Origin of the sequence: Phenylobacterium parvum (genome assembly GCF_003150835.1) — a bacterium.
GTDB classification, from domain to species: domain Bacteria; phylum Pseudomonadota; class Alphaproteobacteria; order Caulobacterales; family Caulobacteraceae; genus Phenylobacterium; species Phenylobacterium parvum.
Map to the genome: position 1 here is coordinate 1,636,441 of NZ_CP029479.1, position 14,546 is coordinate 1,650,986.

The 14,546-nt window shown below is 67.0% G+C and carries 10 protein-coding genes and 1 pseudogene; 7 read left to right on the forward strand and 4 right to left on the reverse strand.

Annotated elements, in window-relative coordinates:
- From xth to HYN04_RS07890, 6 genes and pseudogenes are all read left to right on the forward strand, one after another.
- Positions 1 to 780 carry an exodeoxyribonuclease III gene (gene xth, locus HYN04_RS07860; RefSeq protein WP_110450252.1) on the forward strand — a complete coding sequence of 260 codons (780 nt, stop codon included), beginning with the start codon at positions 1 to 3 and terminating at the stop codon, positions 778 to 780.
- Between the two features lie 328 nt (positions 781 to 1,108).
- Entirely contained in the window at positions 1,109 to 4,228 is a 3,120-nt protein-coding gene (locus HYN04_RS07875; protein WP_162599592.1) for a S8 family serine peptidase, read from the forward strand.
- A gap of 66 nt (positions 4,229 to 4,294) precedes the next feature.
- Positions 4,295 to 5,026 (forward strand): annotated as a pseudogene (locus HYN04_RS13825) (tetratricopeptide repeat protein); the annotation flags it as partial.
- A 324-nt stretch (positions 5,027 to 5,350) separates the two neighbouring features.
- Positions 5,351 to 6,724, forward strand: a complete 1,374-nt coding sequence (locus HYN04_RS13670) for an ATP-binding protein (RefSeq protein ID WP_241962589.1) — start codon at positions 5,351 to 5,353, stop codon at positions 6,722 to 6,724.
- Between the two features lie 72 nt (positions 6,725 to 6,796).
- On the forward strand, positions 6,797 to 7,210 hold the full coding sequence (locus tag HYN04_RS07885; protein WP_241962590.1) for a response regulator: 414 nt from the start codon (positions 6,797 to 6,799) through the stop codon (positions 7,208 to 7,210).
- Positions 7,211 to 7,277: 67 nt separating this feature from the next.
- On the forward strand, positions 7,278 to 7,967 hold the full coding sequence (locus HYN04_RS07890) for an NnrU family protein (protein ID WP_110450255.1): 690 nt from the start codon (positions 7,278 to 7,280) through the stop codon (positions 7,965 to 7,967).
- 9 nt (positions 7,968 to 7,976) lie between these two features.
- On the opposite strand, the gene ilvD is transcribed toward HYN04_RS07890, so the two are convergent.
- Positions 7,977 to 9,713: a dihydroxy-acid dehydratase gene (ilvD, locus tag HYN04_RS07895; protein ID WP_110450256.1), complete on the reverse strand. Its 1,737-nt coding sequence runs from the start codon at positions 9,711 to 9,713 to the stop codon at positions 7,977 to 7,979.
- A gap of 122 nt (positions 9,714 to 9,835) precedes the next feature.
- Between ilvD and HYN04_RS07900 the strand changes: the two genes are divergently transcribed.
- Positions 9,836 to 11,116: an MFS transporter gene (locus HYN04_RS07900; protein ID WP_110450257.1), complete on the forward strand. Its 1,281-nt coding sequence runs from the start codon at positions 9,836 to 9,838 to the stop codon at positions 11,114 to 11,116.
- A 6-nt stretch (positions 11,117 to 11,122) separates the two neighbouring features.
- Here HYN04_RS07900 and HYN04_RS07905 read toward each other — a convergent pair whose 3' ends face one another.
- Genes HYN04_RS07905 through HYN04_RS07915 form a run of 3 tightly spaced genes read right to left on the reverse strand, consistent with a single transcriptional unit; the run spans position 11,123 to position 14,466 of the window.
- Complete coding sequence (locus HYN04_RS07905; protein WP_110450258.1) at positions 11,123 to 13,015, reverse strand: O-linked N-acetylglucosamine transferase, SPINDLY family protein; 1,893 nt, start codon at positions 13,013 to 13,015, stop codon at positions 11,123 to 11,125.
- Positions 13,012 to 13,506 carry a glutathione peroxidase gene (locus tag HYN04_RS07910; protein WP_110450259.1) on the reverse strand — a complete coding sequence of 165 codons (495 nt, stop codon included), beginning with the start codon at positions 13,504 to 13,506 and terminating at the stop codon, positions 13,012 to 13,014. Before HYN04_RS07910 ends, HYN04_RS07905 begins: the two co-directional genes overlap by 4 nt.
- Before the next feature lie 21 nt (positions 13,507 to 13,527).
- A complete protein-coding gene (locus tag HYN04_RS07915) occupies positions 13,528 to 14,466 on the reverse strand; it encodes a Gfo/Idh/MocA family protein (RefSeq protein ID WP_110450260.1) in 939 nt (312 codons plus the stop codon).
- Positions 14,467 to 14,546 lie beyond the last annotated feature (80 nt).

Below are 14,546 nucleotides of genomic sequence, written 5' to 3' on the forward strand. Positions count from 1 at the left end.
GTGCGGATCGCCACCTGGAACGTCAATTCCGTCAACGCCCGCCTGGAAACCGTCCTGCGCTGGTTCGAGACCGAGCGGCCGGATGTCGCCTGCCTCCAGGAGATCAAGTGCGTCGACGAGAAGTTCCCCGCCGAGGCCTTCGAGCGCCTGGGCTACAACGTCGCTGTGCACGGCCAGAAGACCTACAACGGCGTGGCCATTCTGAGCCGCACCCCCCTTGAGGATGTGGTCTGCGGCCTTCCCGGCGATGAGACCGACGACCAGGCCCGCTACATCGAGGCGGTGGTCTCCGGCCAGAAGCCGGTCCGCGTGGCGTCGATCTACCTGCCCAACGGCAACCCCCTGGGTACGGAGAAGTTCGACTACAAGCTGGCCTGGATGGAGCGGCTCCATCGCCACGCCGCCGACCTGCTCCGGCAGGAGGAACCCCTGGCCCTCATGGGGGACTACAATGTGATCCCCGGGCCGCTCGACGCCGCCAATCCCGGCGAGTGGACGGGAGACGCCCTCTTCCAGCCCGAAAGCCGCGCCGCCCTGCGCGCCCTCCTCTGGCTGGGCCTGACCGACGCCTGGACCGAGGCCGGCGAAGGGCCCGGCGGCTATACCTTCTGGGACTACCAGGCCGGAGCCTGGCCCAGGAACAACGGGATCCGCATCGACCACGGCCTCCTGTCCCCCCAGGCGGCGGACCGGCTGACCGGTTGCCGGATCGACCGGGCGCCCCGGGGCTGGGACAAGCCGTCCGATCATACACCCCTGATCGTCGAACTGGCGCCCTGACACCTCCCGACGTACCGGAGACTTCAGGCGCGGCTTCTGTTTCCAGCGGAACGCTGGAGATGTCCTACGTTGTATTCTGAAACAGTACAGTGATTACGCTGTTCTTGAGCGATGAATGCGGAAACACAACAAGACTGATAACTTTTGTTAATGCCTTTTGTTTACTGATGATTAAGAAAGATACCAAGCCCGAGGCGCTGATCAGGCCGAATGGGCTCCGGAAACATGGTTAATGCCTTTTTTACCCACCCCCGTTAACTTCCATTAACTTTTGAACCCCTATACGGATGCTGCTCACCAGTGTCATTCCGACCGAAGGAAGCAGGATATGTCTCGCAGGTTCAACACGCGCCGCAGCTCCCTCGCCCTGGCCGCCATGGCGGGGGTTTCCCTGCTCGCTGTGCAGGCGCACGCCGCCTCCTCGGTCGCGACCGCCAAGCCGGCGACGACTCCTGCGTCGACCAAGACGTCTTCGAAGTCGTCTCCGACGAAGACCACCACGCCTCCTGTGACGACGCCTGCGGCGAGCGCGACGGGAAAGCCGGCGGGATCGACGACTGCGACCAAGCCGCCCGTGACGACCACGGGCACGACCACCGCTCCGCCCACCACCGCCACGACGCCGGCTCGGCCGATCGGGGCGTCCTGGGGCGACATCCAGCCCTTCTGGGGTGACATCCAGCCCTTCTGGGGAGACATCCAGCCCTTCTGGGGCGATATCCAGCCCTTCTGGGGTGATATCCAGCCCTTCTGGGGCGACATCCAGCCCTTCTGGGGTGATATCCAGCCCTTCTGGGGAGACATCCAGCCGTTTTCGACCACCTCGAATGGCGCGAGCGCGACAAGCTCCTCCTTCTGGGGTTCAGAAGCGGGTTTCACGGACTCCAAGGGCAAGTCCAACGGTGCAGCCGTGGGCGAGTACTGGAAGGAAGCCGGCTCGCAATGGCGGGAAGTGATGACGGTCTGGGCGGAAGCCCAGAAGTCGGGGACCCGTTCGAAGTATACCGAGGTGAACGCCAAGATCGCCGAGGTCACCAAGAAGGCCGACGAGTTCTGGGGGACCGCCTACAAGGCCAAGACCGGCCAGGCCCTGTCGGCGGGCTTCGTCGCCCCCCTCCTGGCCAAGTACGGGATCAGCAGCACGGACCCGACCTCCCTTTCCAAGCTCTCCGGCTCCCAGCAGGCCATGCTGTTCATGGAGTTCTATGACGGGCTCATGAACTATGCCGGGGCCGACCATGTCGACCACTGGATGGGAACGACCCGCTGGACGCCCCAGCTGACCCAGACCATGGGCTCCGGCGCCGATACGGTGATCGGCCTCCTGGACTTCACCGTCCTGAATGGCTCCATCGTGAAGAACAATGTCGTCAGCTATGATGGCGCCTCGAAGTTCACAAACGGACACGGCGCCGCTGTGGCCGGCCTGATGGTCGGCGCCCACGACGGCTTGGGCGTCATGGGCATTTCGCCCCGGTCGCACGTGGTGGCCTATAACCCCTTCGACGAGACGGGAACCGCCGGCTGGGAAGACATCGCCTCCGGCATCAAGATGCTGACCGCGAACAGGGCGAGCATCGTCAACATGTCCCTGGGCGTGCCCGGAACGGTCCTGGACCAGGGCTGGAACGATGTCTTCACGCGCTCGGACGTGTCCCCCACGGCCAAGAACGCCCTCTTCATCGTCGCCGCCGGCAACCAGGGCGTGTCCCAGACGTCTGACGTGAAGTGGAACTTCTCGACCAATCCCCAGATGCTCTTCGTGGGGTCGGTCACCATGGACGGGCGGATCTCCAACTTCTCCAACCGTCCAGGTACGGCCTGCCTGCTGGATGGCGATACCTGCAAGACCGGCTCCCGCCTGATGGACCGGTTCCTGGTGGCGCCGGGCGAACTTATCCTGGTCGAAGACGACAAGGGTGGCGTCAAGCGCGCCACCGGCACCTCCTTCGCCGCTCCCCTGGTCTCTGGCGCAGCCGCCCTGATCCAGGACCGCTGGCCCTGGTTCGCGGCCAAGCCCGCCGAAACCGCCGAGATTCTCCTGCGGACTGCGCGGGACCTGGGCGATCCTGGGGTAGACCCGGTGTATGGCGCCGGTCTTCTCGACATCACCGCCGCCCAGTCACCGCTCGATTTCGGGGCGCTCCGCTGGTACACGGTCAGCCCCTCCGGAAAGACGAGCGAGTACTCGGTCAAGCAGGTCCTGAATGACTTCGCTTCAGAGTCCCTGAAGGGAATCCAGTCCGTTGGACTCTACTACTATGCCTTCGAGACTGTCGGGACGACCGAGCGTGACTTCGGCATCCCCCTCTCATCGCGCCTCATCGGACAGACCTTCAACGCCAAGTCCGGCGCTTCGGAGTACTTCCAGGGCTACATCCTTGACCGCCTCAGCACCTGGGCGAAGACCCAGACCCAAGGCTTCGCGTCGGGCGGCCTGGGCTTCGGCGCCGGGGCCTACACCGTGGCCAACCCCTGGGGCGCAGACCTGACCCTTTCGGTAGCTCCCAGACAAGCCCGGTCGGGGTTTGATTCCGAGGGCCTCGAGACCCAGTCGCGACTGCACCTCACGACGGATGCGGGAACCGCTGACTTTGGCTTCGGCGACGGCGCGCGTTACCTCGCCTCCGGTTCGCCGGCCACCGTTGCTTCCGATTTCGATCCGGCAATGGGGGGCGCCAATCCCCTCCTCGGCTTCGCCTCAGGCGGCGCCTTCATGGGCTACCAGGCGCATGTGACTGACCGGCTAGACCTCACGGCCGGCGCTACACAGCGCCTGGACCGGCGGGACGCCTCCGCCGGGTGGGCGGTCACCCAACCCGGCAGCGCCGCAGAGACCTATTCGGCCCAGGCGGCGACCCTGGGACTGCGCTATGCCCTGTCCGATCGCGTGAACGTCAGCGGATCCTATGTCCGCCTGCGCGAGGACGCCGCGATCCTCGGCGTCCAGTCGCTCGACGCCTCGGACCTTGGTGCGGGCGCCGTCAGCGATGCCGTTACGCTCGGCCTTGACGCCGACCTTGGCGCGGGCGTCCGGCTGGCTGTCTCGGGCTCGGTCGGGCAAACCCGGGCGGAAGACGGCTTCCTGCGCACCGATGCGGACGGGCTGAAGACTTCGGCCTGGCAGGCGACCCTGTCGGCAGACGACCTCTTCGCAAACGGAGACTCCGCCAGGATCTCCCTCCTCCAGCCCCTCTTCATCGAGAAGGGCCGCATGGCCTTCACCGGTGTCGAGGTCGTAGACCGGCGGACCGGAGAAAAAGGTGTCGTGACGCGTTCGTTCGATGTCGAACAGGAGCGGCCGCTCGCTGGGGAGGTCTCCTATGGCCGGCAGCTGCCATTCGGCCAGTCCGAGGTTTCCTTCTTCGGTCGCGCTGAAGTGAACCCGGGGTATACGCCGGACCGTCAGGTCTACCTTGCCGGCGCCCGGGTCCGCATTGGGTTCTAGCACTTAGCGCAAGCTTAACGCATTCGGGGCAACCTCTGTTGTGGCGGATTGCCGGGAGGTTCTCGAATGCGGGCGCTGAAGTCTTTGGGCTTGGCTGCGACCCTCTTTGCTGTCGCCTTTGCGGTGTCCGCACCCGCTGCGGCGGCGTCCCCTCCGCGCGATCGGGCAGAAGCACTCGTTTCGGAAGCCGAAGGACTCGTTCCCACAGACCCTGCCAGAGCGCTGGACCGAAGCCGTGCTGCTCTCTCCGAGATAGAGCAGTTGCCAGCAGACCCGGAGACAAGGCGCCTCGAGGCAAATGCGGTCTGGCTCGAAGCCCAGGCCTTGAACAGGCTGAACAGGCTGGATGAAGCCCGGCAGGTGCTCGCGCCTGTGCTTAGTCAGGTGGAAACGGCAGAGCCGGGGTCGCCAGTGCACGCCGAACTTCTATATACCCTCGCAAGTATTTTACAGAAGCAAGGAAAAGTTCAGGATTCATTCTCCGGTCTTCGTTCTTCTTTTTCTTATTTTGAGAAAGCCGGTGATAAAAAGGGACAGGCAAAGTCACTTGTGCTGATGGCGTCTCTCTATAGACAGGCCGGAAACTACGAAAAATCAATCGAGTATTATGACCAGGCAATTGATCTATATTCCGGAGATCGGTTCTTTAATCTCGCTTCTTTCAACAACAGGGCGAATTCGTATAGGGATATGGGTCAAAACGGAAAGGCTCGGGAAGATTTCATTAAAAGCCTTCAAATCGCCCGTGAGTTCCGAAATCCAGGATTGATATGCCAAGTACTCTCCAATCTCGCTTACGCAGAGATTTCAGAGGGACGATTTGAGGAGGCGAGGTCTCATATCGAGGAAGCACTCGGTATAGTTGGAAGCGCCAAGGAGCAAGCCGAAACCTCCTACATACAGGGCGTCTATGCATTTTACTGGTCGCGACAGGGCAATTATTCCTCTGCTGCAGAATGGATGGATCGCGCCTTCAGAGGTGTGCGTACTACAGAGACAACACCGCCATTCAAGGATTTCCACCGTATCGCAGCGGAGATCTATGAGCGGGTTGGTCGATACAATGCAGCACTGGATCATCAGAAAGCCTTCAAGAGACTTGACGACCAATCTCGTGAGTTGATGGTCAACACCAACTCCGCCCTGGTGGCGGCTCAGTTCGACTTCGCCAACCAGGACCTTCGCATCGCCCGGCTCAAGGCCGACCAGCTGCAGAAGGATGCGGAGCTGGCGCGATCCCGGAACCGGATCACACTGATCCTCCTGGGCGGCTCGGTCCTGACGGCCGGGCTTATGGGCTTCAACTTCCTGTCCCTGCGGCGCAGCAGCCGGCGGATCGAGGCGGCCAATACGCGCCTTAACGCCGCCAACGACTCCCTGGAGCAGGCCCTCAAGGCCAAGAGCGAGTTCCTGGCCACCACGAGCCACGAGATCCGCACCCCGCTGAACGGCATTCTCGGGGTGACCCAGGTCCTTCTGGCCGACCCGAACATCACGCCCGAGGTCCGCGACCGGGTCACGCTCATGCATGGCGCCGGAGAGACCATGCGCGCCCTGGTCAGCGATATCCTGGACGCCGCCAAGATCGAGAATGGATCCCTGACCATCGAGAAGGGGGAGACGGACCTGGCTGGACTGCTGGACGATGCAGGCCGTTTCTGGACCGACAAGGCGGAGGAGAAGGGACTTTCCCTGACGGTGGACCGGGGCGAAACGCCCGCCCGCATCGTCGAGGACGGTCCGCGCCTTCGGCAGGTCGTGTTCAACCTCCTGTCCAACGCCATCAAGTTCACGGACGCGGGATCGGTGGGGCTCACCGCTGGCGTCGAGGGCGAGGGCCCCGCAGAGCGCCTTGTCATCCGCGTGGCCGACTCCGGCATCGGCATTCCCCTCGATCAGATGGAAGGCATCTTTGAGTCCTTCCGCCAGGTGGACAGCGGGGTGACCCGCAGGTTCGGCGGGACGGGCCTTGGCCTGTCGATCAGCCGGGACCTGGCCGAGGCCATGGGCGGAACCCTCGGCGTGGAAAGCGAGTTGGGCAGGGGATCCACCTTCACCCTCACCCTGCCTCTTGTCCGGCTCTCCTCGAGCGCCGCAGGCATGGACGAAGACCCCTGCCCCGATGGCGATGTCTTCCTGATCGTCGAGGCCAATCCCCTCACCCAGTCGGTCCTGAAGTCGGTGGTGGCGCCCCTGGGCCTGGCGGCTGAGACCGCAGCCAGCCTTGACGCTGCCATGGAAAGGCTCGCCGCCGGCGGCGTTTCTGCAGTTCTCGTGGATGCGGCGGGCCTGGGCGCGGAGATGGAGGATCGCCTCCAGTCGGTTTCGCGGCTGGCCGCGGCCGGCGCGCGGCGCATCGTCGTGACCTGGCCCTCTCCGGACGCGGAGACCCTGCACGCCCTTGGGGAGGCGGGCGCAGCCCAGGTGATCGCCAAGCCGATCTCCGCCGCCCGCCTGATAGCCGCCCTTCGCGAGGGACTTGACGCAAAGGCCTGATTTTTTGGGTCTGGGGAAATTGCAAGTTAACCGCTTTGGGCGCAGGCTGAGTCAAGTTGCGTAGATCTGGTCATGATCGTGGAAGCTGCTGACGTGGACGTTCTCTTCGTCGAGGACAACGAGATGAACCGGCGTGTCGTGAAGGACATGCTGGGCGTCGCCGGCGTGCGCGTCGACGAGGCGCCTGAGGCCATGACCGGCCTTCGGATGATCGACGAGGGCGATTACGACCTCATCCTGATGGACCTTCGCATGCCGGGCATGGACGGTCTGACCGCCATCCGGCACATCCGCGCACGGCCCGACGACAAGGCGCGCCTTCCCGTCATTGTCGTCACCGCCGACACCAGCCTGACCATCCGCGAGGACTGCCTGGCCGCCGGGGCCGATGACGTCGTGCTCAAACCGGTGTCCATGAACCTGCTCTTCGACGCCATGGGCCGGACCATGACCGCCCGGGATGGCGACGGACCCATCCTGGAATAGGCCTTTCGCTTGACAGCGTAAGCGGTCATGCCCAGCCTCTTCCCAGACCCTCGGGGAGGCCAAGGTCTTGCTCCAGCTCATCCTGTCCTGCGCCGTCTTCCTTATCCTGCACCTCTGGGTGTCCGGAACGCCCCTGCGGGATCGCCTGGTCGCCCGCCTGGGCGAGGGTCCCTACCTGGGCCTCTTCTCCCTGGCCTCGGTGGTCGTGCTGGTCTGGATGCTCATGGCTTACGGCGCCGCCCGGTCTGAGGGACCCCATGCGGTCTGGTGGGGGCCCTCCCCTCTGACCCTCCATATCCAGCTGGTCCTCATGCTGGTCGCCTTCCTGCTGGCGGTTCCCGGCCTTTTGACCCGGAACCCCGGCTCGGTGGGCCAGACCGGCGCCCTCCAGGACCCCGATCCGGTGCGAGGCGTCCTGCGCATCACGCGGCACCCCTTCCTCTGGGGGGTGGCGATCTGGTCGGCCGGGCACCTGTTGGTGAACGGCGACCTGATCTCGCTCATCCTGTTCGGGACGATGGGCGTGCTGGCTGTCGGCGGCGCCGCGAGCATCGACGCCAAGCGGCGGCGGACCCATGGCGAAGGCTGGGCGGCCTTCGAGGCCCGCTCGTCCTTCCTGCCCTTCGGCGCCATCCTGCAGGGCCGGCAGGCCCTGCGGCCGGCCGAGTTCGGCCTGCAGGCCCTGATCGCCCTGGCGATCTACCTGGCGGCCCTGCTGGCCCACCCGCTCATCGCCGGAGTCCCGGCCCTGGGCTGACCCCGACGTTCAGATGTCGGCGTAGACGTGACGCTCGCCGGCCAGCCCGGGATGCGTCACCGCGCCCTCATGCGCCGGGCCGACAATCTGGGCGTACTTCCAAAGGGCGCCGGAGCCGTAGTCCGTCTGGCGGGGCTTCCAGGACTTGCGGCGACGCTCCAGCTCCTCGGGGGCGACCTCCAGGTCGAGGATCCCCGCATCGGCGTCGATATTGATGATGTCGCCGTCCTGGATCAGGCCGATGGGACCGCCCATCTGGGCTTCGGGGCCGACATGGCCGATGCAGAGGCCGCGCGTGGCCCCCGAGAAGCGGCCGTCGGTGACCAGGGCCACCTTGTCGCCACGCCCCTGTCCGCTCAGCGCCGCGGTCGTCGACAGCATCTCGCGCATGCCCGGCCCGCCGCGGGCGCCCTCGTAGCGGATGACCAGCACGTCGCCGTCCTGGTAGTCGCCGCGCTCGACGGCCTCGAAGCAGGCCTGTTCGCCATCGAACACCCGGGCCGGCCCCCGGTGCGACCGGTGCGAGGCCATGCCCGCCACCTTCACGATGGCGCCGTCCGGGGCCAGCGAGCCCCAGAGCCCGACCACGCCGCCGGTGGGCGAAAGGGGGTTGGAGACCGCGCGGATCACCTCCTGGTCATCGCGCCAGGCCACGTCGCGGACATTCTCGGCAATGGTCTTGCCGGTCACGGTCATGCAGTCGCCGTGGATGTAGCCGCCCTCCAGCAGGGTCTTGAGCAGCATGGGCATGCCCCCGGCCTCGCCCATGTCCTTGGCCACGAAACGGCCGCCCGGCTTCAGGTCGGCGATGTGCGGGGTGCGCTGGGCGATCTCGGCGAAGTCGCGGAGGGTGAAGGACACGCCGCACTCGTGGGCCATGGCCGGAAGGTGAAGCGCCGCATTGGTGGAGCCCCCCGTCGCGGCGACCACGGCGGCGGCGTTCTCGAAGGACTTGCGGGTGATGAAGTCCCTGGGCCGCAGCTGGGTCTCGATCAGGCGAACGACCGCTTCGCCCGAGGCCACGGCGTAGGCGTCACGGCTGAGATAGGGCGCCGGCAGGGCCGCCGAGAGCGGCAGGGCCAGCCCGATGGCCTCGGAGACGCAGGCCATGGTGTTGGCGGTGAACTGGCCGCCGCAGGCGCCGTCCGAGGGACAGGCGTGCTGCTCGAGGGAGCACAGGTCATCCAGGCTCATCTTGCCCGCAGAATGCTGGCCGACCGCCTCGAAGACGTCGACCACGGTGACGTCCCGGCCCTGCCAGGACCCCGGCAGGATCGAGCCGCCATACAGGAAGACCGCGGGCACGTTCAGGCGCAGCATGGCCATCATCATGCCCGGCAGGGACTTGTCGCAGCCGGCGATGCCCACCAAGGCGTCGTAGCCGTGGCCGCGCATGGTCAGCTCGACGGAGTCGGCGATCAGGTCGCGGCTCACCAGGGAGGAGCGCATGCCCTCATGGCCCATGGCGATCCCGTCGGTAACGGTGATGGTGCAGAACTCCCGGGGCGTGGCGCCGGCCTTCTTGACCCCTTCCGAGACGGAATGGGCCTGGCGCATCAGGGCGGTGTTGCAGGGGGCGGCCTCGTTCCAGCAGGACGCCACGCCGACGAAGGGCTGGGCGATCTCCCGCGTCCCAAGGCCCATGGCGTAGTAGTAGGACCGGTGCGGCGCCCGGGCGGGTCCCTCCGTCACATGACGGCTCGGCAGGCGGGACTTGTCCCAGGTTCCGTCGGGCTTGCGCATCATGTCAGGGGCTCCTTGTCGGCGTCGGTCCTTACCTAGTCGCCGCGACGGGGACAGGAAAGCCCCTGCGGCGACAAGCCCGGCGAAGCAGGGTATGGCCGGGGGGAAGGAAACGGGGGGACTTCATGGCGCACAAGGCCAGCGCGGACCGCTCTCGGCTCAGGTCGATCCTGGCCGGATCCACCGGCAACATGGTCGAGACCTTCGACTGGTTCGTCTACGCCGCCTTCGCCCTCTATTTCGCCCCCGCCTTCTTCCCCAAGGGCGACCAGACCGCCCAGCTCCTCGGCTCGGCGGCGGTCTACGCCGTGGGGTTCCTGGCCCGGCCCTTCGGCGCCTGGATCATGGGCCTTTACGGCGACCGCTCCGGCCGTCGCGCGGCGATGATCGCCTCCGTGGCCCTCATGTGCCTGGGCTCGCTGATCATCGGCCTGTGCCCAGGTTACGCCCAGATCGGGATCGCCGCCCCGGCCATCCTGGTCTTCGCCCGTATCCTGCAGGGGGTCAGCATGGGCGGGGAGTACGGCGCCAGCGCCACCTACCTGTCCGAGATGGCGTCGCGGGACCGCCGCGGCTTCTGGTCGGGGGTGTTCTATTCCACCCTGATGAGCGGCCAACTCCTGGCCCTCTTCCTGCTGCTCGCCCTCACCGCCCTCCTGCCGCCGGACCAGATGAACGCCTGGGGCTGGCGGGTCGCCTTCATCGTCGGCGCCCTGATGGCGACGGCGGTCCTGTTCATGCGGCGCGGGATGGAGGAAACCCCCTCCTTCAAGGCGCGCGATGGCTCGCGCACCGCCACCTTGCGTCTCCTGACCGAGCATCCGCGGGAGACGATGATGGTCTTCGGCCTGACCGCCGGGGGCACCCTCGCCTACTACACCTTCGGGACCTACATGCAGAAGTTCCTGGTCAACACGTCAGGCTTCTCGAAGGACCAGTCCAACCTGATCACCACGGCGGCGCTCGCCTGCTTCGTGCTGATGCAGCCTGTGTCCGGAGCCCTGTCCGACCGGTTCGGCCGGCGGGCCCTGCTCCTCGCCTTCGGGGTCGGTGGGGTGCTGATGACCTGGCCGGTCCTCACGACCCTTGCGGTGACGCGCGAGCCGTTGACCGCCTTTCTCCTGGTGCTGGGCAGCCTAGCGGTGATCAGCGGCTACACTTCGGTCAGCGCCATCGTGAAGGCCGAGATGTTCCCCACCGAGATCCGGGCCCTGGGCGTCGCCCTGCCCTACGCCATCGCCAACGCCCTGTTCGGCGGTTCAGCCGAGTTCATCGCCCTCAGCTTCAAGAAGGCGGGCTTCGAGCCGGGCTTCTACATCTACGTCACCGCAGTGATCGGCCTTTCCCTCCTGACCTACCTCCTCATGCCCGACACCCGTCGGACCAGCCGGATCCTCGAGGACTGAAGGGCCTCAGGCGTCCTCGGGCACGTCGAAGCTGCGCGGCGCCAGCCCGGCCATCCGGCGACGCCAGGCCGTCGCGTAGGCCGCCTCCACCTGCCGCCGGGTCCGGTCCGTATCGAACAGGGGGGCGTCGGGAAGGTTGGCCGCCAGGCGCGCCCGGAGGGCGGCGAGGCGCTGCGGATCGCGCGCCAGGGCCAGGGCCAGGGCCTGGTAATCGTCCAGGGAGGTCGTCGCCAGGTCCGGCAGGCCCGTGGCGGCCAGCAGGGAGGCCGCCACCCTCGCTGCAAAGCTGCGGCCGGCGCAGGTGATCAGCGGCAGGCCGGCCCACAGGGCGTCGCTGGCGGTGGTGTGTGCATTGTACGGCAGGGTGTCTAGGAAGAGGTCAGCCAGGCGGTGGCGGGCCAGGTGCGCCTCCAACGCGACCTTCGGGGCGAACACCAGCCGCTCCGGAGACACTCCCCGTTCCGACGCCGACGCCCTGAGGTTGCGCTCGATCCCGGCGTCCCCGCCCAGAAGCCACAGGACCGAGTTGTCCACCTGGCGCAGAAGCCCCATCCAGACATCAAAGACTTCGGGGGTGATCTTGTAGCTGGCGTTGAAGCTGCAGAAGACGAAGCCCGTTTCCGGCAGGCCGGCCTCGGTGCGTGTGGGCGTCTCCTGCGCAATCACCCGGCGGTCGTCATTGGGCTGGTAGGCAAAGGGAAGCCGGATGATCTTTTCGTCGTAATGAACGGATTCAGAAGGTGGAATGACGGTTCGATCCGCCAGGATGTAATCCGCCGCCAGGCTGCCCATGGCTCCCGGATAGCCCAGGTAGTTGATCTGCACGGGGGCGCATCGTCGCGCGAAGACCCCCGGCCGGCAAAAGGTCGTGAAGCCGTTGAGGTCCACCGCGATGTCGATCTCCGCCGTGCGGATGGCGGCGGCGATGGCCGCGTCGTCAAGGCCCGAGACGTCCGTGAAGACGTCGCAGGCCGCCCGGACCCGGTCGCGCATGTCGTCCTCGACCCGGGGCGGAAGGGCCAGGCCATGGATCTCGAACCGGTCCCGGTCGTGACGCTCCAGCAGCCCGACCAGCAGCTGGGAGACCGCGTGAATGCGGAAGTCGGAAGAGACATAGGCCACCCGGATGCGGTCGTGGCGATAGGTCTGTCCCGTCCAGAGCGGTGCGGGGACCTGCGGGAACCGGACCTTCACGTGGGTGCGGACACAGGCCATCTGGTCGCCCGGGTCATCATTGTGGGCGAGGAAGGTGAAGGGGATGGTGACCGGCTCCAAGCGCCGGACCCCGTCGCGCACCCGCACCTGCAGGTCGCCGAAATCCCGCCAGTCGCAGCAGCGCATCTGCTGGTCCAGGAGGGCTCCGGCAAGGTCGGGCAGGTCCGGGTCCAGGGCGAAGGCCGCCCGGTAGGACTCCACGGCCTCGGCATGTCGCTTGAGAGCGGACAGCAGGTGGCCGCGGTTGGCGTGCCCGAGGGCGTAGGATGGATCGGCCTTGAGGGCGAGGTCCAGGGCCTCCAGCGCCTCGCCATTGCGCCCCAGGCTTCGAAGGGCGTTGGATCGCAGGTTCTGCGCGTCCGCAGAGGCGGGTTCGACCGCGGCGGCGCGCTCTGCAAACGCGAGGGAACCAGCATCGTCTCCCAGGGTCCGGTAGGCCCGGCTCAGGGCCAGCAGGGCCTCGACACGCCGGGGCTCGGCCTCGACCAGGCCCGTCCAGAGGCGGATCGCCTCTCCGACCCGTCCAAGGGACCGCTCGGCGACCCCGAGGTTGTAGAGGGCGTGGCCATGGCCAGGAACGGCGGCCAGGACGCTCCGGTAGCCCTGTCGCGCGGCGTCGAGGCGGCCGGCCCTGTGATCCGCGACCGCGGCGTCGAACAGGGCCGCCGGATCCCCCGTTGTCACGCGCCGGCGGGGGCCGCGAGGGCCGCCTCGACCGCCGAGACGATCTCGGGAGCCTGGGGATCCGTGCGCGGGCCGAAGGCGGCGATCAGTCGCCCGTCACGGCCCACCAAAAGCTTGTGGAAGTTCCAGGCCGGGTCCGCCGCCTCGCCCAGGGTCTCGAGGGCCCACTTGTAGAAGGGATGGGCCGAGGCGCCCTTCACGTCCGCCTTGGCGGTCAGGGGGAAATCGATCTTGAAGCGCGTCTCGCAGAATTCCTTGATCTCGGCCTCGGTGCCCGGCTCCTGCCCCATGAACTGGTTGCAGGGCACGCCGAGCACGGTCAGGCCCTGCTCCCGGTACTTGGCGTAGAGGGCCTCAAGGCCGTCATACTGGGGCGTCAGCCCGCACCGCGAGGCGGTGTTGACCACCAGGACCGCACGGTCCCGGAACCCGGTCATTGGCAGAGGCTCTCCGTCGATGGAGGTGAAGCTGAAGTCGTAGAGGCTGGTCATGGGGCTCTCCTGGTTCCGGACTCAGACGTGGTGACGGGGACCGGCTTCGTCCACCGCCCTTTCGATGGCGAGGGCGAGGTCGAGGGCCCGGGCGGCCTCCTCGCCGGTCACGACGGGACGGCCCCGCTCTCCGCGGACGCAGGCCAGGAAGGCGCCGACGCTGGCCCCCAGAGGGTCGCGGGCGCCGGGCGTCTCGGCGAAGTCCGGATTGAGGTCGAAGCCGGTGGTGTTGCGGAAGGTGCGGGCCAGGAAGTCGATCTCCAGCTCGCCGGAGGGATAGACCACCTTCATCGACCGCCGTCGCTCGGGCGCCATGCGCGAGGCGTCGAAGAGGGCGGTGAAGCCATCGTCGAAGGTCACCTCGGCGCGCACGGCGTCCAGCCCGCCGCTGTAGGCGATGTCGCCCTCCCCCTCCGCCGCCAGGGGCGCGCCCGCCGAGAGGGCCAGGGCCAGGTCGAGGTCGTGGATCATCAGGTCGAGGATGACGGAGATGTCGAGGCTACGCTGGCTGACAGGTCCCTGCCGCACCGCCTCGAGCCTCAGGGGTCGCTCCGGCGCGCTGAACAGGCCGATGGCGTCGAAGACCACCCTCTCCTGGTGCCCGCACGCCACCACCAGGCCGCGCCGCGAAGCCTCCGCCAGGATGCGGTCGGACTCCTCCAGGCTCACCGCCAGGGGTTTCTCGACATAAACCGGACGCCCCGCCTTGAGGGCCGCCAGGGCGCCGTCGGCATGACGGACCCCCGGGGACGCCACGGTCACCACATCGACGGCGTCCAGGAAGGCCGGGAGTTCCGAGAAGGCCTCCGCCTCATGTCGGGAAGCCACCTCGCGGGCCCGCTCCAGGTCCGGGTCGAAGACGGCGGCCAGTCGCGCGCCCGCAGCCTGGGCGTACTGTCGGGCGTGGTAGCCCCCGAACACCCCGGCGCCGATCACCCCGCCCCTCAGGACCTTGTCCATTCTCTGCTCCGGAATTCTCGCTTGCGCCTAGCATTCCAAGCCCCCGGGCGCCACCTTGGGTGCGGTTCCAGAGCGGCGGC